The following is a 19,643-nucleotide window of genomic DNA, read 5'->3' as shown; positions in this document are numbered from 1 at the left end:
ATCTAGAACCCCAGTTTGCGCAGGTGCTTGGCGTCGGTCTGCCAGTTCTTGGCGATCTTCACGTGCAGGTCGAGGTAGACCGGCGTACCGAGCAGGGCCTCGATCTGGCGGCGGGCCTCGGCGCCGACCTCACGCAGGCGGGCGCCCTTGTGGCCGATCACGATGCCCTTCTGGCTGTCGCGCTCGAGGAAGATGTTCGCGTAGATGTCGAGCAGCGGCTTGTCCTCGGGACGGTCCTCGCGCAGGCCCATCTCGTCGATGGTGACGGCGATCGAGTGCGGCAACTCGTCGCGGACACCCTCCAGCGCGGCCTCGCGGATCAGCTCCGCGACCAGGGTCTCCTCGGGCTCATCGGTGATGTCGCCGTCCGGGTAGAGCGGGAACCCGTCGGGCAGCAACTGGATCAGCTCGCTGGTGACCAGGTCGACCTGGAAGCCGGAGGTCGCCGAGACCGGGATGATCGCGGCCCACTCGATCCCGGACGCCTCGCCCAGCTCCTGGATCTCGGTCAGGTGCTCGAGCATCCGCTCGGGCTCGACCAGGTCGGCCTTGGTGGCGAGCGCGACCTTCGGCGTCTTCGCGACCTTCGCCGCCTCGGCGACCAGGAAGCGGTCACCAGGGCCGATCTTGTCGCTGGCCGGCAGGCAGATGCCGATCACGTCGACCTCGGCCCAGGTGCTCTTCACCAGGTCGTTCAGCCGCTGGCCGAGCAGCGTGCGCGGCTTGTGCAGCCCCGGGGTGTCGACCAGGATCAGCTGCGCGTCCGGCCGGTGCACGATTCCCCGTACGGCGTGCCGCGTGGTCTGCGGCTTCGACGAGGTGATCACGATCTTCTGGCCGACGAGCGCGTTGGTCAGCGTGGACTTGCCCGCGTTGGGCCGCCCGACGAAACACGCGAAGCCCGACTTGAACCCAGTGGGCGAAGGGGTAGGAGCGGGAGCCGGTGCCGGCTTGCCCCGGCCCTTCGTGGGGGGCTCAGGTGTTGATGACATTGCGGACCTCTCCGGAGGCGTCGGCCAGAACGACCGGGATGGCGGCGCCGGCGAAGTGACGGACGACGTTGATGTCAGCAGTATCCGCCTCGGTGACGACAGCGGCCGCTTCGAGGCCCTTCACGCCGGAGGCCAGCGCCATCGCGACGGCGAGCTGCAACGCCGTCAACTCGACGGTGTCGAGCGCGACCGTGCACGCCGAGTAGGTGCGGCCGTCGGAATCACGCACGGCGGCACCCTCGGCTGCGCGGGTCCGGGCCCGGGCCGCGCGTGCGAGCGTGACGAGTTTGGCGTCCTCCGCCGAGAGATCTGACAAGTGGGTGCTCCTAGGCGTGCTGGTGGTTCTGGTCGGTGCGGCCGGCGACGGGTTCCTCGCGGCGCACGAGCACAGTACCGACCTGGTTGCGGCGGCCGGACGGCCGCTCCGCAGTGAGAGACAGCCCGGCGATCTCGACCTCGGCGCCGGGGATCGGCACCTTGCCGAGCAGCTTGGCCATCAGACCGCCGACGGTGTCGACGTCGTCGTCGTCCAGCGGGACACCGAACAGTTCGCCGAGCTCGTCGATCGGGTACCGGCTGGAGACCCGGAAGGCGCCGTCGGACAGCTCCTGCACCGAGTCCGGATCCTCGTCGTACTCGTCGGTGATCTCGCCGACGATCTCCTCGAGGATGTCCTCGATCGCGGCCAGGCCCGCGGTTCCGCCGTACTCGTCGACGACGATCGCCAGATGGATCCGGGCGGCCTGCATCTCGCGCAGCAGCTCGTCGACCGGCTTGGAGTCCGGGACGTACATACACGGACGCATCACCGACTCGACCCGCTCGGTCGACTCGGCCGAGGCGTTGTCGTAGACGCGGCGCATCACGTCCTTGAGGTAAACCACCCCGAGGATGTCGTCCAGGGACTCGCCGATCACCGGGATCCGCGAGTAGCCCGAGCGCAGCGCCAGCGAGATGAGCTGGCGGAGCTTCTTGTGCTTCTCGATGTAGACCATGTCGGTCCGCGGCACCATCACCTCGCGGACGATGGTGTCGCCGAGCTCGAAGACCGAGTGGATCATCTGCCGCTCGCCGGACTCGATCACGGCGGACTTCTCCGCGTAGTCGACCAGCGCGCGCAGCTCGGCCTCGGTCGCGAACGGGCCGGCCGCGAATCCCTTGCCCGGGGTGAGCGCGTTGCCGATCAGGATCAGCAGCTTCGGCAGCGGTCCGAGGATGCGCGTCAACGCCATCACCGGCCCGGCCGCGGCGATCGCGAACCGGTCCGAGTGCTGCCGGCCGAGCGTCCGCGGCGCGACGCCGATGATCACGTACGAGATCAGCACCATCACCACGGCGGTGATCAGGATGTGCTCCCAGGTGACCTGGAAGACCTCCGACAGCGCCTGGGTGACGAGCACGATCGCGGTGATCTCGCAGCTGAGCCGGAGCAGCAGCAGCGAGTTCAGGTAGCGCGGCGCGTCCGACAGCAGGTCGCGCAGCCGGACCGCCCGCAGGTTGCCCAGCTCGACCTGTTCGTTCGCCCGCACCTTCGAGTACGCCGACAGCGCAGCCTCGACGCCGGCGAACAGACCGGCGAGCAGCACGAGCACCGCAGCAACGACCAGGAGGACTAGGCCGTCAGAGTTCACGTCAGACGCCTTCTAACCTGTTTCCCGGTGCGCGCCAGGCTTCCAGCAGCCGGCCCTGGATGTCCCACATCTCGGCCTTCTCGGCCGGTTCGGCGTGGTCGTACCCGAGCAGGTGCAGGATGCCGTGCACCGTCAGCAGCTCCAGCTCGGCCCACGTGCCGTGCCCGGCCTTGGCGCCCTGGGCGGCGGCCACGGTCGGGCACAGCGCGATGTCGCCGAGATGCCCCAGGGGCAGCTCGGCGTCGTCACCGCCGTCCGAACCGGGCCGCAGCTCGTCCATCGGCCAGGACATCACGTCGGTCGGCCCCGGAAGGTCCAGGAACTCGACGTGGTACCTGGCCATCGTGTCCTCGTCGACCAGCTTGATCGACAGCTCGCACTCGGGGTGCAGCCGTAGCGACGACATCACGAACCGGCTCAGCCGCATCAGTCCGCCACCGTCGATCTCGACGCCGGACTCGTTGTTCACTTCAACGTTCATCTTTGGTGCTCAGCGCCCCGTTGTCCTTCGTAGTTCTCGTACGCCGACACGATCCGGCCGACCAGCTTGTGCCGGACCACGTCGTGCGCGGTGAGCCGGCAGAACTCCAGGTCCTGGACACCCTCGAGGATGTCCTGGACGACCCGCAGTCCCGAGTTCGTCCCGGTCGGCAGGTCGACCTGGGTGACGTCACCGGTGACGACCATCTTGGAGCCGAAACCGAGCCGGGTGAGGAACATCTTCATCTGCTCCGGCGAGGTGTTCTGCGCCTCGTCCAGGATGATGTACGCGTCGTTAAGGGTCCTTCCGCGCATGTAGGCCAGCGGCGCGATCTCGATCGTGCCGGCGGTCAGCAGCCGCGGGATGGACTCCGGGTCGAGCATGTCGTGCAGGGCGTCGTACAGCGGGCGCAGGTACGGGTCGATCTTCTCCGACAGCGTGCCGGGCAGGAAGCCGAGCCGCTCACCGGCCTCGACGGCCGGCCGGGTCAGGATGATCCGGCTGACCTCCTTGGCCTGCAGCGCCTGGACCGCCTTGGCCACCGCCAGGTAGGTCTTGCCGGTACCGGCCGGGCCGATCCCGAACACGATCGTGTTCTTGTCGATGGCGTCGACGTAGCGCTTCTGGTTCAGCGTCTTCGGCCGGATGGTGCGGCCGCGGCTGGACAGGATGTTCTGGGTCAGGACGTCGGCCGGGCTCTCGCCGGTGGCCTGCTTGACCATCGCGATGCTCCGCTCGACCGAGTCGGCGGTCAGGCCGTGCCCGGTCCGGATCACCACGACCAGCTCGTCCAGCAGCCGCTCGGCCAGTGCCAGCTCGGCGGGTTCACCGGTCAGCGTGATCTCGTTGCCGCGGACCAGGATGTCGGCGGCGAACTCCTTCTCGATGATGCGGAGGAACTCGTCCCGGGCTCCGAGCAGGGCCACCATGTCGATGCTGTTCGGCACGACGATCTTGTGCGACGTCTGCGGAGTGGTGGCGGCTGCGCCGTCTGCGCGGGCCCCCGGTTCGATACTGCGTGGCCTGGACAGGCTCTTCCTCCTGAACTGTGTAACTCGAGAAAAGGGAAGCTGACCTGTCCATGCTAGCCGTCCCGGCGGACACCCTCACTGCCAATTTCCCGGGACACGCCCCGCGCGGCTCGCTCGGTCGTCCGCAGAGCCCCCACGCCGGGGGCGGTCTGAGCCGCGAGCACACCCCGTAACTGGCCCAGTTCACCCGACTGCTGGACACCCGGACCCGCCTGCTCGAGCGCCAGCCGCTGGCCTCGCTCGGCGGTCCACTCCGGCGTGGGATGCAGGTTCACGGTGACGTTCTCCCCCGGCCGGACCAGGTCACCGAGGGCCTCCCGCCGTGCCAACTCGGCCTCCTGTGGCGGCTTGTCGCGGTTCACCTCATAGGCCTGCAACATCCGGTACGTCGCCTCGATCGCGGCCAATGTGGACCCGGATCTGGCCGGCGGTGAGTCGAACTCGTCGGCGTGCGTGTTGCGCTCCTTGTCCAGCCCGACCACATGACCCGGTGTGAACACGTGCAACGACTGCACCCGCGCGGTGGGATCCCCGTCGTACACGGAGAGCTCTCGCCAGGCGTGGGCGCCCGAGTAGCTGTCCTGCAGCGCGTGCACGGCTGCACCGAGGTGATGCATCTCCTCACGCGGCGACTCGGCCACGTGGGCTGCGCTCAGCTCATCGAACAGGTACTCGGTGTTCGACTGCAGGTTGTCGGCACCACGTCGGTACGGGTCGGCCATGAAGTGTGCTCGCTGAGCGTCAGGATTCGCGTACGCCGAGTGCCCGGTCGGCCCGATTCCGGCGTACACGAAGGGTTTTCCGGTACCGCCGAAGTTCTTGATCACGCCCGCACCCAGTGGGCGGTCCTGATAGGCCTGCGCCTTGTCGAGCTGCTCGGAGTACTCCTGGCGACTCAGACCGTCCCGGCCCGTCCGGTCGTAGAGGCGGGCGACAGCGGCGTACGTGATGTCCCGGTGACCGCACCAGTGACCGTCTCCGTGCTGCTTCATGCACAGAGAGTGCCATCGGTGCAGTTCATCGAGCCCTGTTGTCAACCTGGGACGAGGCCTTCGCGTCTCTGTTGTGTGGCACAACCTGCGGTGGTGTACGAAGAGTGCGTGACACATGAGTCCTCGTGGAATGCCGACGAGGCGCTGACGGCTGTCTACACGGCGCATTACACGTCGTTGGTGCGCCTCGCCGCCTTGCTGCTGCGTGACACCGGATCGGCGGAGGAGATCGTGCAGGACGCGTTCGTCGCGATGCACGGCCGCTGGCACCGGCTGCGCGACCCCCACAAGGCACTCGCGTACCTGCGCACCGCCGTGGTGAACCGCACCCGCTCCCGCCAGCGCCACCTGGTGGTCGTCGACAAGCACATGCCGCGCAGCCTGCCGGACGAGCCCAGTGCGGAGCAGGCCGCGCTGCGGACGGCCGAGACCGACCGGGTCATCGAGGCGATGCGGACGCTCCCGGAGAAACAACGCACTGTGATGGTGCTTCGGTACTACGGTGACCTGTCGGAGGCCGAGATCGCCGACACGATGGGCATCAGCCGGGGATCGGTCAAGAGCCATGCCGCGCGAGCGACCAAGTCGCTGCGCCAGGTGCTGGAGCAGAACCTATGAACAACGATGACCCGTTCGACGAGCTGATGCGCCGGTCGCTGGCCAACGAGGCGAACCGGATCGAGCCGACCGATGCCCTGCCGGAGATCCTCACCCGCGCCCACGCCGTACGACGTCCTGTTACCCGCCGGCCCTGGGTCGTCGGCGCCGGGCTGGCCGCCATCGGTACGGCGGCCGCGGTCGGCGCGTTCACCGTCTTCAACGGCAACCTGAACACCGCGAACGACGGTGACGCCGTCGCCGGACAGGGCACCACAGCCTCCGCCAGCGGTGCGCCGACCAGCTCGCCGGAGACCCCCCGCAACGACCCGACGAAGGCATCGACCCTGCCGCCGAAGCAGGCGCCGACGGTCCAGCCCGGCGAGCCCGAGCCGATGGTCGCCAGCAAGGCCGTGCCCATCTACTGGCTCGGGGACGCGGTACCGCTCAAGACCAGCGCCAAGAAACCCACTCCGCAGGCCAGGTCCACCACGCGGCTCTACCGGACCTGGACGAAGGTGTCCGGCCGGCCGGCCTTTCAGGCGGTCCAGATCATGACGCGGAGGCAGCCGGATGATCCCGACTACTACTCGGTCTGGAAGGGCGCCGTCGTGAGCTCGGTGACCCGGGCAGACGGAGTGGTGACGGTCGACTTCAAGCAGTTCCCGGAGGGGGAGGTCGACGCCTCGATCGCCGAGATCGCGGCGCAGCAGCTGGTCTACACCGTGCAGGGCGCGCTCGAGGACAGCACCCAGCCGGTCCAGGTCACCCAGCGGGGCAAGGTCGGTGCCAAGCTGTTCGGCTCGATCGACACCAGTACGCCGCTCGGCCGCGCCCAGGCGGTTGATGTCGAGGCCCTGGTCTCGATCGAGTCGCCAACCGATCGATCCGTGGCCACCAGCCCGGTGACCGTCCAGGGAATGGCCGCAGCGTCCGAGGCGACCGTGAACTACCTCGCCACCAACGTGAAGACCGGCGACATGCGCAAGAGCGTCGTGAACACCACCGAGGGCCAGAAGTTCTCGGAGTTCACCTTCCAGCTCAAGCTCGCACCCGGCCTCTGGCAGATCGAGGCATACCTGACCTCGGCCGCCGACGGCAGCATCAGCGACATGGACACCAAGACCGTTGAGGTCGTTCGCTAACTCCAGCGGGAGCGGGCGAGCAGAGCCGAGGCGGCGGCTACGCCGGCGGTTGAGGTGCGGAGGACGGTGTTGCCGAGGCGGACCGGTTCGACGGCGAAGGCGGCGAGCTCGGCGGGCGCCATCCCGCCTTCCGGGCCGATGACGATCACGATGTCGCCGGTGGCCGGAACCTCCAGACCGGCGAGTGGCACGGTGGCTTCTTCATGAAGGACTACCGGGAGAGCCGCGTCCTGGAGGAGCTTCGCGATCTCCGTTGTGGTGGCGATCGGAGCCACCTCGGCGAACCACGAGCGACGCGACTGCTTGCTGGCCTCGAATGCCCAGGCCTGCCACTTGGCGAGCGTCTTCGCGGACCGCTCCGGGTTGCTGCGGAACTGGCTCCGCTCCGCGTTCCACGGCACGATCACGTCGGCGCCGACCTCGGTCAGCATCTCGACGGCCAGCTCAGCCCGCTCGCCCTTTGGCAACGCCTGTACGACGATCAGTCGCGCCGTACTGGCCGGGTCGCTCCCCCGCTGATCGACAGTCACGGTCAGCCCGGACTTCGAGGCGGTGACCACTGGCCCTTCGGCCCACGAACCCCGTCCGTCGGTCAGCCGGATGCGCTCGCCCGGACCGATCCGCCGTACGACGGCGGCGTGCCGCCCTTCCGCGCCGTCCAGCGTCAGTTCTTCGCCGTCGAGCTCGGCGGCGAAGAAGACCGCGACACCCATCGTTAGTGCTGGCCGAAGGCGTCGCGGAGCCGGCCGAAGACGCCCTTGTGGGCGGCCTGGATCTGACCCTGCGGACGTTCCTCGTCACGCGCCACCGCGAGCTGCCGAAGCAGGTCGATCTGGCTCTCGTCGAGTTTGGTCGGCGTCTCGACGATGATCTGGACGATCAGGTCACCACGACCCGCGTGCCGCAGTCGCGGCACACCACGCGCGGTCAGCGTCATCGCCGTACCGGACTGCGTGCCGGGGCGGATCTCCAGCGGGGTGGTCTCGCCCTCCAGCGTCGGTAGGTCGATCGTCGTACCGAGTGCGGCCGCCGTCATCGGCAGCGTGACCGTGCAGTGCAGGTCGTCGCCGTTGCGGGTGAAGACCTCGTGCTGCTCGACCTCGATCTCGACGTACAGGTCACCGGCCGGGCCGCCGCCGGGGCCGACCTCGCCCTGACCGGACAGCTGCACCCGGGTGCCGGAGTCGACGCCGCCGGGGATCTTGACGGTGACGGTACGACGGGAGCGGACGCGGCCGTCACCGGCGCACTCGACACACGGGTTCGGGATGGTCGTCCCGAAGCCGCGACAGTTCGGGCAGGGGCGCATCGTGCGCACCTCGCCGAGGAACGAACGCTGCGTGTGGGTGACCTCACCACGGCCGTGGCAGATCTCGCAGGTGACCGGCTCGGAGCCGGCGGCCGCGCCGGAACCCGAACAGGTCGGGCACAGTACGGCGGTGTCGACCTTCAGCTCGCGGGTCGTCCCGAAGGCCGCCTCGGCGAGGTCGATCCGCAGCGGGATCAACGCGTCCTGACCACGGCGCGTCCGCGGCCGTGGCCCGCGGGTGGCCCCGCCGGTCTGGCCGAAGAACGCGTCCATGATGTCGGTGAACGTGAACGCCTGGCCGCCGAACCCACCGGCGCCACCGCCCCCGGCGGACGCGAACGGATCGCCGCCGAGATCGTGCATCTGCCGCTTCTGCGGGTCGCTGAGCACCTGGAAGGCGCGGCCGATCTCCTGGAACTTGTGGTGCGCGTCCTCGGAGTCGTTCACGTCCGGGTGGTACTGGCGCGCCAGTTTGCGGTACGCCTTCTTGATCTCGTCCGCTGAAGCGTCACGGCTGACGCCCAGGACGGCGTAGTAATCGGTGCTCATACTCCAGACCAGGGGTTTGTCGAGTTGATCATCAGGAGTCGGCCAGGATCTGGCTGACGTAGCGCGCGACGGCCCGTACGGCGCCCATCGTGCTGGGGTAGTCCATGTGGGTCGGGCCGACGATGCCGAGGGTGGCCAGCGCCTCCGACTTCGACCCGTAGCCGGTCGCGACCACCGAGGTGGTGGCCAGCTCCTCGTACGGGTTCTCGTGACCGATGCGGACGGTCAGGGTCTGCGGGTGGGTCGCCTCACCGAGCAGCTTGAGCAGGATGACGTGCTCCTCCAGCGCCTCCAGCACCGGCTTCACGTTCCGCTCGAAGTCGTCGCCGTACCGGGTCAGGTTGGCAGCACCGCCAACCGCGATCCGCTGCTCACCCATCTCGTCGGTGAAGGCCTCGAGCAGGGTGGTGACGATCGCGGCCACGAGCGGTCGGTCGGCCGGCGCGAAGGCGTCGGCGACCGTGGCCAGCGTGGTGGTCGCGTCGGTCAGCCGCTGGCCGACCAGCGCCGTGTTCAGCCGCGAGCGCAGGTCGGCGACCAACTGGTCCTCGACATCGCGCGGCAGCTCGACGATCCGCTGCTCGACCCGGCCGTTGCTGGTGATCAGCACGAGCAGCAGCCGGCGCGGGGTCATCGTGACGACCTCGATGTGCCGGACGCTCGACCGGTTCAGGGACGGGTACTGCACGATCGCGACCTGGCGGGTGATCTGCGCGAGCAAACGGACAGTTCGCCGTACGACATCGTCCAAGTCGACCGCACCGCCGAGGAAGGAAGTGATCGCCTTCTTCTCGGCCGCGGACAGCGTCTTGACCGTGCTCAGCTTGTCGACGAAGAGCCGGTACCCGGCGTCGGTCGGGATCCGGCCGGCGCTGGTGTGGGGCTGGGTGATGTACCCCTCCTCCTCCAGCGCCGCCATGTCGTTGCGCACGGTGGCGGGGGAGACCCCGAGGTTGTGCCGGTCGACCAGTGTCTTCGAGCCGACCGGCTCATGGGTCGCCACGTAGTCCTCGACGATGGCGCGGAGCACATCCAGCTTGCGCTCGTCCAGCACGCGCACCACCCTCTCAAGACTCTTGGCACTCAAATAGTCAGAGTGCCAGTCTAGGCGGTGTCAGGCGTCGCTCCCAATGGAACGGCTGCGGGGCGCGTCACTGTACTCGTCACATCGAGGGGCTGATCCTGCACGGCAGAGTCGATAAAAGACTCCAGTACGTCGAGCACGTGGTACGCCAGCTCGCCGTTCGCCCGGTGTGGTTCGCCGTTGCGCAAAGCCCTTGCCATGTCGGCCACACCGACACCCCGGCCCGCTCCGGCGTACCCGCCAGCTGTTGGCACTTCGGTCCACTCGCGCTGCGCCGCAGTGACGAGCTCAACCGGCCCATCGAACCCGTTCGGGTCTGGGACGGACAGGCTGCCGTCAGTGCCATGCACCTCGATCCGCGGCAGCCGCCCGGCCCACACGTCGAAGGACATCAGCACGGTGGTCAGCGCACCGGACTCGTGCTCCAGTACGCCGGTGAGGTGCGTCGGCACCTCGACCGGGAAGACCGTCCCGGCCCGGGGACCGGTGTGGATCATCCGCTCCTGCTTGGACTTGCCGGCGCGCGCGGTAACCCGTCGTACCGGACCTAGCAGGGTCACCAGGCTGGTCACGTAGTACGGGCCCATGTCGAGAACCGGGCCGCCACCGGGCTGGTAGTAGAACTCGGGCGCTGGGTGCCATAGCTCGTGGCCGGGCGTCACCATGAAGGCAGTCGCAGCATGCGGCGTGCCGATGTCGCCCCGGTCGATCACCGCGCGTGCGGTCTGGGTTCCGGTGCCGAGAACGGTGTCCGGTGCGCAGCCGATGCGGAGGTCGTTCGCAGCGGCGTACTTGAGGAGCGGCTCGGCTTCGGCACGATCCATGGCCAGCGGCTTCTCGCCGTACACGTGCTTGCCTGCTGCCAGGGCAGCCTGGTGTACGGCGGCGTGGGCTGCGGGGATGGTGAGGTTGAGGACGATGTCGACGTCGTCGGCCGCGTACAGCTCGTCTGGCGAGAGGGCGCGGATGCTGTCGGTAGCGACGGCTTGGGCGCGGCTGAGGTCCAGGTCGGCGACTGCGACCACCTCTACCCCGGGGAGCTTGGCCAGGTGATCCAGGTAGGTGCCGGAGATGACGCCGGTACCGACAATGCCGACGCGGGTCACTTGCTCGCCCACAGCAGCCCCCGCTCGATGATCGTGCGCACCTCAGGTACGTCGAAGTCGTCGAGCTTGTGGCCGACCGTGCAGACGAACACGCGCCCCTCACCCCACGTGCGCGTCCAGACCGCCGGCATCACGGCGCCCTCGATCCAGGGGAAGTCCGGGTGCGAGGCCAGGGTGGTGGTCGCGAGCACGTTGTTGGTCGGGTCCACGTGCAGGTAGTACTGCTCGGTGTGCACGTCGAAGTGCGTGATGCCCTCGACGATCGGGTGCTCCGCGACCACCTCGACGCGGTAGTCGGTGAAGTTGTGCGGATGCGAGATGAACTGACCACCGGTGATGAAGCTGTAGTCGGTGTTGTCCCGGAACGAGTCGACGATCCCGCCGTGCCAGCCCGCGAACCCGGTCCCGCCGCGGATCGCGTCGGCCAGGCTCTTGATGTGCTCCGGCTTCGTCTCCCCCATCGACACGCACTGCAGCACCAGGTCCACCCCGTCCAGCTCCAGGTAGCTCTCGGTGCTCTCCGACGTGGTCACGTCGTACCCGTTCTCCTTCAGGTACGGGATGAACAACTCGGTCGCCTCGACCGGCACATGCCCGTCCCAGCCACCCCGCACCACCAGCGCGCGTCGTGTCGTCACAAGAAACCGCCTTCGAAAGTTTCGCGATTGTCACCGGAAGATTCGCAACGACCTTAGGCGTCACCGAACCGCCCATCAACCCCTAGTAGGGTCGTGGCCGTGACTGGGTGGACCGAGGTTGGCGACAGGTGCTGGGTACGGCGGTACGACGAGTGGGACCTGAACGTCGGACTGGTCGTCGGGTCCGAGGGTGCGTTGGTGATCGACACCCGGGCGACGACCGAAGAAGCCCAGGAACTGCTCGGGCACATTCGTGAGGTGACCGACCTGCCGGTGCGGTGGGTGGTCAACACGCACGCGCACTTCGACCACGTCAACGGGAACAGCGTGTTCACGGAGGCGACGGCGTACGCGCATGAGAACACGGTGGCGTCGGCTGAACTGACTGCCGAGACGTTCTCGGTGGCGAAGGTGATCGACCTCGGGGACCGTCGGGTCGAGTTGCTGTACCTGGGGAACGCGCACACCGACGGCGACGCGGTGGTCGTCGTACCGGATGTGAACGTGTTCTTCCTGGGTGATCTGGTCGAGGAGTCACAGCCTCCGCAGTACGGCGACGACTCGTTCCCACTCGAATGGCCGGACACGCTGGAACGGATCATCGGGACGATGCCGAAGGGCGCGATCGTCGTACCGGGTCATGGTGCGGTCGTCGACGCGGCGTTCGCCACCGCGCAGCGGGACGAGATCGGGCAGGTCGCCAACACGATCTCCGACCTGCACCACGCGGGGACGTCGCTGGAGAAGGCACTCGAGCACACCGACGGCTGGCCGTGGGATCCGGCCGGGCTGCAGGACGCGATCAAGCGCGCGTACGCCGTCCTCGGTCCGCCGCGGCGGCCGACCATCCCGCTGCTCGGGCCGAGCTGACTGCCCCAACGTGCACAGGTGCACGATCGGGGCCACAACGTGACCATCGCTCCACCTGATTCCCCTACCGTGCTGGGATGACCGAACCGCAGAACACCGAACCTGACAATGCCGGCCCGCCGCAGGACGGCAACGTCCCGCCGTACCAGCAGCAGCCGGCCTTCCAGCCGGGCCAGCCGCAGGCGTTGAGCCCGCGGGACGAGCGCACCTGGTCGCTGCTGGCCCACATCGGCACCATCGTGCTGGGCTTCATCGCCCCGCTGATCGTGCTGCTTGTCCAGGGCGAGAAGTCGCCGATGGTGCGCGCGCACTCCGTCGAGTCGCTGAACTTCCAGATCACCGTCACGATCGGGTACGTCGTCTCGTCGATCCTGATGGTCGTGCTGATCGGCTTCGTCACGTTCTTCGTGATCTGGGCCGCCGCGCTCGTCTTCGCCATCCTCGCGACCATTGCCGCCAGCAAGGGCCTGCCCTACAAGTACCCGTTCGCGCTTCGCTTGGTGAAGTAGTAGTAGTTACTCGTTGACAGCGGTTCGGTGAAGGGCGCAACTTGATCCATGGCCATCACGACTGAGCAGACGACGCACCCGGACGGCCGGGTCGAACTGACCGATCCGGACGCGATCGCGAACAGCCGGTACGGGAACGCGGAGCTCGCCCCGACCAGGCTGCCGGAGCGGAACTGGACGACGTACAACTACGCCGCCCTGTGGATGGGGATGGCGCACAACATCCCGAGCTACCTGCTGGCCGCGGGGCTGGTGGCGCTCGGGATGAACTGGCTGCAAGCCTTTCTCACGATCACGCTGGGGAACCTGATCGTGCTCGTCCCGCTGTTGCTGAACAGTCATGCCGGCACCAAGTACGGCATCCCGTTCCCGGTCTTCGCGCGCGCCTTCTACGGCGTTCGCGGGGCGAACTTCCCGGCCCTGCTGCGGGCGTTCATCGCCTGTGGCTGGTTCGGCATCCAGACCTGGATCGGCGGTCAGGCGATCTACGTGATCGTCGGTGAGCTGTTCGGCAAGGGCTGGACCGACGCGTCCGCGGTCGCCGGTCATCCGTGGACGATGTGGCTCAGCTTCGCGTTCTTCTGGGCGCTGCAGATGGTGCTGATCTGGCGCGGGATCGAGGGGCTGCGGCGGTTCGAGAACTGGGCGGCGCCGCTGGTCACGGTCGCCTTCCTGGCGTTGATGATCGCGATCCTGGTCAAGGCCGGCGGGTTCGGCCCGATCCTGTCGCAGCCCTCGAAGCTCGGCTGGGACGCGGACTTCTGGAAGATCTTCGCGCCGTCGCTGATGGGCATGATCGCGTTCTGGGCGACGCTCAGCCTGAACATGCCGGACTTCACCCGGTTCGGCAAAGGCCAGCGCCAGCAGGTGATCGGCCAGATCATCGGCCTGCCGACGACGATGTCGTTCATCGCGCTGGTCTCGATCATCACCACTTCGGGCACAGTCATCGTCTACGGTTCGGCGATCTGGGACCCGGTCGAGCTCACCCGCCGCTTCGAGAACCCGGTGGTCGTCACGGTCGGCCTGATCATGGCGATCCTCGCGACGATGTCGTGCAACGTGGCGGCCAACGTGGTCAGTCCGTCGTACGACTTCGCGAACGCCCTTCCGCGCTGGCTGAACTTCCGCACCGCCGGTCTGCTCACCGGCGTGATCGGCATCGTGATCCAGCCCTGGCGGCTGATCTCCGACCCGTCGATCTACATCTTCGTCTGGCTGTCCTTCTACGGCGGCGTGCTCGCCTCGGTCGCGGGCGTGCTGATCGCGGGCTACTGGTTCATCGACCGGACGGCGCTCACCCTGCCCGACCTCTACAAGTCGTCCGGCCGCTACTGGTACGCATCCGGCTGGAACTGGCGCGCCGTGGTCGCAACCCTGTTCGGCGCGATCCTCGCGGTCGGCGGCGCCTACTCGAACCCCGGCGCCGGCCCCTTCCCCGCCGACGGCCTCATCCCCTTCCTCAAGCCCTTGTACGACTACTCCTGGCTCGTCGGCCTGATCGCCGGCTTCATCGCCTTCCTCCTCCTCACCCGCCTGACCCCCTCCCGCGAACCCATCACCGCCTGACTCGCCGCTAGCGTCCGAAGGAACGCAGTACGTGGTCGGCGAGTTTTCGGACGCTCATCGCAGTACCGGCTGACTCGTCGCTAGCGTCCGAAGGAACGTCGTACCTGGCCCGCGTGTCTTTCGGACGCTAAATCACTGCCGGGTACGGTTGGCGGGTGGCTGATCGGTATGGGAACGACGTACTGAGTGGGGACTGGCGCAAGCCCAAGAACGGGCGGACCGTCGAGGTCGAGATCGCGAAGGGCATGGTCGTCGAGGAACCCTCGTCCGGGTTCGTCGGGGCGATCGTGCGCTGGGAGCACGGCGTGGTCGATCTCGAGGACCGGCACGGCAAGATCCGCACGTACCCGATGGGTCCTGGCTTCTGGGTGGACGGCAAGCCGGTCAGCCTGGTCGCACCGAAGAAGGCCGCTCCAGCCAAGAGGACCCGTACGGCGTCCGGGTCGGTCGCCGTCGACAATGTCCGGGCGAAGGTGGCCCGGGCGAGCCGGATCTACGTCGAGGGCCGGCACGACGCCGAACTGGTCGAGAAGGTCTGGGGCGACGACCTGCGGATCGAGGGTGTCGTCGTCGAGTACCTCGGCGGGATCGACGATCTGCCGGGGATCGTGAACCGGTTCCAGCCCGGTGCCGGCCGACGGCTCGGCGTCCTGGTCGACCACCTGGTCGAGGGCTCCAAGGAGTCCAAGATCGCCGCGCAGATCGACAACCGGTACGTGAAGGTCGTCGGGCACCCGTTCATCGACGTGTGGGAAGCGATCAAGCCGTCCTCGGTCGGGATCAAGGCCTGGCCGCGGATCCCGCACGGCCAGGACTGGAAGAAGGGCGTGCTGCAGACCTTCGGCTGGCCGGCCACCGACCAGGCCGACGTCGCCGCGGCCTGGAAGCACATCCTGTCCAAGGTGAACAGCTTCGCCGACCTCGACCCGAGCCTGCTCGGCCGGGTCGAGGAGCTCATCGATTTCGTGACGCTGGACTGAGTTCGGGCATTCGCTTCTCGATCCAGGCACGCATCAGCCGGCGCGCTCGCCGTACATAGAAGGTCAGGGCGCCGAGCAGCACGCCCGAAGCCAGCAGCACCCCGGACAGTACGGCGAGCACAACCGCGCCTGCGCTGATCTGCGCAGCCACGATTAGCAGGGCAACACCGACACCGATCGTGACCACAGGCATCCATGGTTCGAAGAGCAGCGGCCGGTGCGCCGGGGTCAGGTTGACCCCACGCACGACGCGACCCCACACCGTCTGCCGAGCGGGCTCGGTGAACCAGCGCGCGGTCCGCAACAGCCACGAAGCCGGTTGCTGCTTGCGCCCGGCCATCGCCTTGACCGCGTTGCCCACCTGAGGTCCGAGGCCACTGGAGACGTCGACCATCCGGTCGGCGAGACCCTTGGTCGTCGCGCGTCCCTCGGTCGACTGGTTCAGTTCGTCGCGCATCGTCGTGAGCGCGCCGAGCCCGGCGTCGGCCGGAAAGTCCTCGGCCAGCCGCTGAATCCGGTCCGCGACCGCCTGCGGCGTCCAGCCCTCGGCCTGCAGGATCTGCCGCTGCGTCTCGCGGATCCAGTCCGCATCCGCGCCGAGCATCGCGCCCAGGTGCGCCACGCAGTGCAGGCGCCCCATCAGCCAGTCCCACCGCCGCCAGTCCGCCGCACCGAACGCGCCGAAGTGCCCGACCTGACTCCCGTAGAGGATCCGGTCCTTCAGATCATCAGCGATCGACCCGGCCGGCAGATCATCCAGCAGCGTCAAGGCAATGTCCGGCCCGAGTCGCAGGAACTGGAACGGCGCACTCCGCTGCTGCGGCGTCCGGGACGACGTACAGCGCGAGACGATCTCCACCTCGAGCGCGGTCTCGACGAGCTCCCAGCCGATCACCGAGATCACGTCGGCGAAGGCCGAACCCAGTGCCAGCTGAATCTGCAGGTCCTCGAAGATGTCGGTCAGGCCGACCGCGACCGCCTCGGCGCCACCGGCCGGGCGAAGGTCGAGATCCGCCAGAGTGAGCTGCTCGTTCAACGCGTCCCGGATGGCCTGCGCCTTGAGCAGACAGTCGCTGGTTGCCTTCAACCGCCGCTCGAGCTCGGGTCGTGCCTTCTTCGGCGCCACGTCGATCCGGCTCCGCAGCGAACGCAGGATCAACCGGATCACCCGCTCGGCCGAGCCGGTCCCCCACTGCCAGCGCGGATGACCGTCGGCGTCGTTCAGCAGCGGCGCGGTCGAACCGTCCGGGTCCGGCACCCACGGGTGCTTGGTCGCGAGGATCTCGTCGATCTCCGCCTCGGACAACGCGGTCGCCGCATCCAGCACGGTCGACTGGTCGTGGCTCGCGATCGTCACGGCCTCCCAGACTCCCCCGGCCGCGCGACCTCGCGAGTACGTCGGTTGCAAAGCCTTCGCCGCGGCCTTCAGCCGCCCCCGCTCATCTGGTTGCTCCATGCAACGATCGAAGAGCCGCTGGGTGTCCGACCAGGACGCGTCGGCCTCCAGCAGCAACCGCTCGAGCTGCTCGACGTCGGAGCGGAAGTCCACCTCGCGCGGGAACTGCACGGCCGACAACGCCGCCACCCGCCAGCTCGGCTCCTTCGCCTCGGGCAACGCCGTCGACGCACTCCCGATCCCGGCCGACGGTACGACGTACAGGACGTATCTGCTCGCTCGTCCGGCGACCGGGCGCCGCGCGACCACGTCGAGCACCGGCCCGAACGGCGCGTTGTCGAGCACGCCACCATCGACCAGCCAGGCACCGGAGTCGGCGTGCGTCGGCTGCAGCCGTGGCGGTGACGAAGCGAGCTTCGGCGTCTCCAGCACCGGCCCGAACGCGGCCGGGAACGACGCACTCGCCCGCGCGGCCCGCGCCAGCAGCTTGGTGTCCTTCAACCCGTTGGTGTCCTTGACCGCGAACGATCGATCAATGCCGTCGTACTTGGCCGCGTTCTCACTCGTGAACGCGAACAGATACCGATGATCCGGTACGACGAAGCGCTGGCCGGCCGCATCCCGCGCCTCGAACTGCTGGACGCCGAGCCCGGACGCGGTGACGAACAGCGTGACCGGCTCCTCGGCCGCCGTCTCGCCGGCATCCGCGACGCCCTTGATCAGGTTCTCCAGCTCCTCCAGGAAGTAGTTGCCGTCCAGCACGGAGGTCGACTTCTCCCCGGCCGACGGCACCAGCTTGCCCACCTCGAGCGATCCCAGCCCGACCCACTTCTGCCGCAACCACGGCCCGTCCGAACCGCCGGGATCCAGCGTCGACCCATTCGAGATCGCGGTCGCCAGCAAGGACCCGTTCAGCCCACCGGCGCTCGTCCCGGCGATCACGTCGACGACCACCCGGCGCCGTTCACCGCCCCGCTGGCACAACTCCCGCCAGCGGTCGGCCAGCACCGCGTCGTACGGCTGCGGACCGGGCGCCGACGCCGACCCCGACGAACGCCGGATCAGATCCAGCTCGTGCGTCACACCGCCCATCCAGACGGCCAGACTCACCCCACCATTGAGAACCAGCGCGATCCGGATCTCATGTTCACTCACAGGTCTCCCCTAGCCTCACTTGCCTCACAACTACCACCATGGTCACAGAAACAGACTTATGCAACAGCGGAGAGTGAACGAAAGCTTGCCCCTAGGTGCATCGGCGAAGGCTTGTCCGCCCTTGGCCAGGGGCGCATCCTGAGTTCTGGGGGTGGCCGTTATGCGCACAGCGATGGCAACACTAGTAGCAGCGATCGTGATGGTGGCCGTGGGGTGCGGCGGTCAGTCGTCGGGCGGCAGTTCGCCCGGAGACGCCGGTACGACGCCGCCCGACGGCAGCGTGACAACCACGTCGACCGATGAGCCGGCGCCGGAGCCGACCGACGCGGAGAGCAGCCAGCCGGAGCAGCGCAAACCCGGTTTCGAGCTGGCCACCGCGCCCGCCGGCGGCAATGCCGATGACGCCGGTGTTGAGCAATGCGCGTCCGTCTCGTTGACCGGCGTCGACCTCGCTGAAGGGACAACGGTCACGCTCGGCGCCGTACACCTCGAACCAGACGGCATCTTCCAGCTCGACCAGGGGATCTGCGAGGGCCGGTCCTGTCCCGAGGTGCAGTGGACCAAGGACTCGCGCGACTCGTGTTACGTCGGCGCGCGCCAGGTCGCCGCGGGCAGCGACCCCGTCAAGGTGGTCGTCGCAGCCGTGGTGACCTGTGCGTCCGAGGACGACTGCCAAACCCTCAAGGGTGCTGCGGAGAAGGTGGGCAGCTCGGTCGCCTTCGTGCCCGGCGAACTCACCAGCACAAGCGAAACGCCGACCGGTGGTTGACCGGTGGCGGACGAGCGGTCGCAGGCCGAGCGCTGGCTGAGCTTCGCCGCCGGCATCGTCACGCCGGTGACGCTGATCAGCACGCTGCTGTTCTACTTCGGGTACGTCTCCGCGCGCTCGCAGTACGAGTACTTCGGCATCGACGTCGACACGATCGGCCTGAGTACGCAGGACTACGTGATGCGCAGTCCGCAGCCCCTGCTCGTCCCGTTGCTGGTGATGACGCTTCTCGCGGTCGCAGGGCTGCTCGTCCACAACGCGATCCACCCGACAGCAGCCGCCGTACGGCGATCCAGTCGGGTGACCGTCGTCGTACTGCTGATCGGAGTCCTTGGACTGATCGCCTATCCATTCCTCGGCCAGATGCCGTACTACGCCCTCGTCGTACCGATCGTGATCGGGCTGTCGGCCGCAGCGCTTGCCTACGTCACCTATCTCCGGAGTCGGACCGACGGAGCGCCCAGTCCACCGCGCGTGCTGATCGTCCTGCTCGCGGTCGTCACGGTGACCAGTGCGTTCTGGGCGACCGCGACCACAGCGCAGTACTCCGGTCGCGGGCTGGCCAAGTCCGACGCGCGGCACCTGGATCGCTTCCCGGTCGTCATCCTGGACACCAAAGAGAAGCTCGCCCTGCGGTCTCCCGGCCTGGAGGAGACCGCGCTCCGGCCCGGTACCGGGCAGACGTTCAACTACCGCTATCGCGGACTGCGGCTGCTCGTGGTCGGCGAGAACCGGCTCTTCCTGGTCCCGCAGAACTGGACCGCCTCCAACACGACCGTCGTCGTACCGCTGAACGACTCGGTCCGGGTGCAGTTCCAGTTCCAGAACGATCCGCCGTAG

General features: G+C 68.0%; 20 protein-coding genes. 8 read left to right on the top strand and 12 right to left on the bottom strand.

Annotated elements, in window-relative coordinates; all coding sequences use genetic code 11:
* Window positions 1–2 precede the first annotated feature (2 nt).
* The 6 genes from era to ACFVWG_RS23225 form a co-directional block, all read right to left on the bottom strand.
* Complete coding sequence (era, locus tag ACFVWG_RS23250) at window positions 3–992, bottom strand: GTPase Era (RefSeq protein ID WP_391545464.1); 990 nt, start codon at window positions 990–992, stop codon at window positions 3–5.
* Window positions 976–1,308, bottom strand: coding sequence for a cytidine deaminase (locus ACFVWG_RS23245; protein WP_391545463.1), 333 nt, complete (start codon window positions 1,306–1,308; stop codon window positions 976–978). Before ACFVWG_RS23245 ends, era begins: the two co-directional genes overlap by 17 nt.
* 10 nt (window positions 1,309–1,318) lie before the next feature.
* Window positions 1,319–2,623: a hemolysin family protein gene (locus tag ACFVWG_RS23240; protein WP_391545462.1), complete on the bottom strand. Its 1,305-nt coding sequence runs from the start codon at window positions 2,621–2,623 to the stop codon at window positions 1,319–1,321.
* A 1-nt stretch (window position 2,624) separates the two neighbouring features.
* On the bottom strand, window positions 2,625–3,104 hold the full coding sequence (gene ybeY / locus ACFVWG_RS23235; protein WP_391545461.1) for an rRNA maturation RNase YbeY: 480 nt from the start codon (window positions 3,102–3,104) through the stop codon (window positions 2,625–2,627).
* A complete protein-coding gene (locus ACFVWG_RS23230; protein WP_391545731.1) occupies window positions 3,101–4,033 on the bottom strand; it encodes a PhoH family protein in 933 nt (310 codons plus the stop codon). The genes ybeY and ACFVWG_RS23230 overlap by 4 nt, the downstream gene beginning before the upstream one ends.
* Before the next feature lie 155 nt (window positions 4,034–4,188).
* Window positions 4,189–5,127: a hypothetical protein gene (locus ACFVWG_RS23225; protein WP_391545460.1), complete on the bottom strand. Its 939-nt coding sequence runs from the start codon at window positions 5,125–5,127 to the stop codon at window positions 4,189–4,191.
* Window positions 5,128–5,235: 108 nt separating this feature from the next.
* On the opposite strand from ACFVWG_RS23225, the gene ACFVWG_RS23220 reads away from it, so the two are divergent.
* Window positions 5,236–5,745 (top strand): SigE family RNA polymerase sigma factor, encoded by a 510-nt coding sequence (locus ACFVWG_RS23220; RefSeq protein ID WP_391545459.1) that lies wholly within the window; start codon window positions 5,236–5,238, stop codon window positions 5,743–5,745.
* On the top strand, window positions 5,742–6,869 hold the full coding sequence (locus tag ACFVWG_RS23215; protein WP_391545458.1) for a Gmad2 immunoglobulin-like domain-containing protein: 1,128 nt from the start codon (window positions 5,742–5,744) through the stop codon (window positions 6,867–6,869). The genes ACFVWG_RS23220 and ACFVWG_RS23215 overlap by 4 nt, the downstream gene beginning before the upstream one ends.
* On the opposite strand, the gene ACFVWG_RS23210 is transcribed toward ACFVWG_RS23215, so the two are convergent.
* From ACFVWG_RS23210 to ACFVWG_RS23190, 5 genes are read right to left on the bottom strand one after another with little or no spacing between them, the layout of a single operon-like run.
* Window positions 6,866–7,582: a 16S rRNA (uracil(1498)-N(3))-methyltransferase gene (locus ACFVWG_RS23210; protein WP_391545457.1), complete on the bottom strand. Its 717-nt coding sequence runs from the start codon at window positions 7,580–7,582 to the stop codon at window positions 6,866–6,868. The two genes, ACFVWG_RS23215 and ACFVWG_RS23210, sit on opposite strands and share 4 nt — an antisense overlap.
* Window positions 7,583–7,584: 2 nt before the next feature.
* Complete coding sequence (dnaJ, locus tag ACFVWG_RS23205) at window positions 7,585–8,727, bottom strand: molecular chaperone DnaJ (RefSeq protein ID WP_391545456.1); 1,143 nt, start codon at window positions 8,725–8,727, stop codon at window positions 7,585–7,587.
* Between the two features lie 31 nt (window positions 8,728–8,758).
* Window positions 8,759–9,781: a heat-inducible transcriptional repressor HrcA gene (gene hrcA / locus ACFVWG_RS23200; protein WP_391545455.1), complete on the bottom strand. Its 1,023-nt coding sequence runs from the start codon at window positions 9,779–9,781 to the stop codon at window positions 8,759–8,761.
* 50 nt (window positions 9,782–9,831) lie between these two features.
* Window positions 9,832–10,929: a Gfo/Idh/MocA family protein gene (locus ACFVWG_RS23195; protein WP_391545454.1), complete on the bottom strand. Its 1,098-nt coding sequence runs from the start codon at window positions 10,927–10,929 to the stop codon at window positions 9,832–9,834.
* Window positions 10,914–11,555 (bottom strand): ThuA domain-containing protein, encoded by a 642-nt coding sequence (locus ACFVWG_RS23190; RefSeq protein WP_391545453.1) that lies wholly within the window; start codon window positions 11,553–11,555, stop codon window positions 10,914–10,916. Before ACFVWG_RS23190 ends, ACFVWG_RS23195 begins: the two co-directional genes overlap by 16 nt.
* A 99-nt stretch (window positions 11,556–11,654) precedes the next feature.
* Between ACFVWG_RS23190 and ACFVWG_RS23185 the strand changes: the two genes are divergently transcribed.
* The 4 genes from ACFVWG_RS23185 to ACFVWG_RS23170 all read left to right on the top strand — a co-directional run bounded on the left by ACFVWG_RS23185 (window position 11,655) and on the right by ACFVWG_RS23170 (window position 15,483).
* The gene (locus ACFVWG_RS23185; protein WP_391545452.1) at window positions 11,655–12,425 is read left to right on the top strand and encodes an MBL fold metallo-hydrolase; all 771 of its coding nucleotides are present in this window, start codon (window positions 11,655–11,657) and stop codon (window positions 12,423–12,425) included.
* A 77-nt stretch (window positions 12,426–12,502) separates the two neighbouring features.
* Window positions 12,503–12,934 carry a DUF4870 domain-containing protein gene (locus tag ACFVWG_RS23180; protein WP_391545451.1) on the top strand — a complete coding sequence of 144 codons (432 nt, stop codon included), beginning with the start codon at window positions 12,503–12,505 and terminating at the stop codon, window positions 12,932–12,934.
* Window positions 12,935–12,982: 48 nt separating this feature from the next.
* Window positions 12,983–14,503, top strand: a complete 1,521-nt coding sequence (locus tag ACFVWG_RS23175; protein ID WP_391545450.1) for an NCS1 family nucleobase:cation symporter-1 — start codon at window positions 12,983–12,985, stop codon at window positions 14,501–14,503.
* A gap of 155 nt (window positions 14,504–14,658) precedes the next feature.
* Window positions 14,659–15,483 (top strand): DUF3097 domain-containing protein, encoded by an 825-nt coding sequence (locus tag ACFVWG_RS23170; RefSeq protein ID WP_391545449.1) that lies wholly within the window; start codon window positions 14,659–14,661, stop codon window positions 15,481–15,483.
* Here ACFVWG_RS23170 and ACFVWG_RS23165 read toward each other — a convergent pair.
* A complete protein-coding gene (locus tag ACFVWG_RS23165; RefSeq protein WP_391545448.1) occupies window positions 15,458–18,034 on the bottom strand; it encodes a DUF3376 domain-containing protein in 2,577 nt (858 codons plus the stop codon). The genes ACFVWG_RS23170 and ACFVWG_RS23165 overlap by 26 nt on opposite strands.
* 160 nt (window positions 18,035–18,194) lie before the next feature.
* Between ACFVWG_RS23165 and ACFVWG_RS23160 the strand changes: the two genes are divergently transcribed.
* Both ACFVWG_RS23160 and ACFVWG_RS23155 read left to right on the top strand, forming a co-directional pair.
* Window positions 18,195–18,803, top strand: a complete 609-nt coding sequence (locus tag ACFVWG_RS23160) for a hypothetical protein (RefSeq protein WP_391545447.1) — start codon at window positions 18,195–18,197, stop codon at window positions 18,801–18,803.
* A 3-nt stretch (window positions 18,804–18,806) separates the two neighbouring features.
* Entirely contained in the window at window positions 18,807–19,643 is an 837-nt protein-coding gene (locus ACFVWG_RS23155; RefSeq protein WP_391545446.1) for a hypothetical protein, read from the top strand.

Origin of the sequence: Kribbella sp. NPDC058245, from assembly GCF_042882005.1 — a bacterium.
Classification (GTDB): domain Bacteria; phylum Actinomycetota; class Actinomycetes; order Propionibacteriales; family Kribbellaceae; genus Kribbella.
This window is presented reverse-complemented; position numbering and strand designations above follow the sequence as displayed.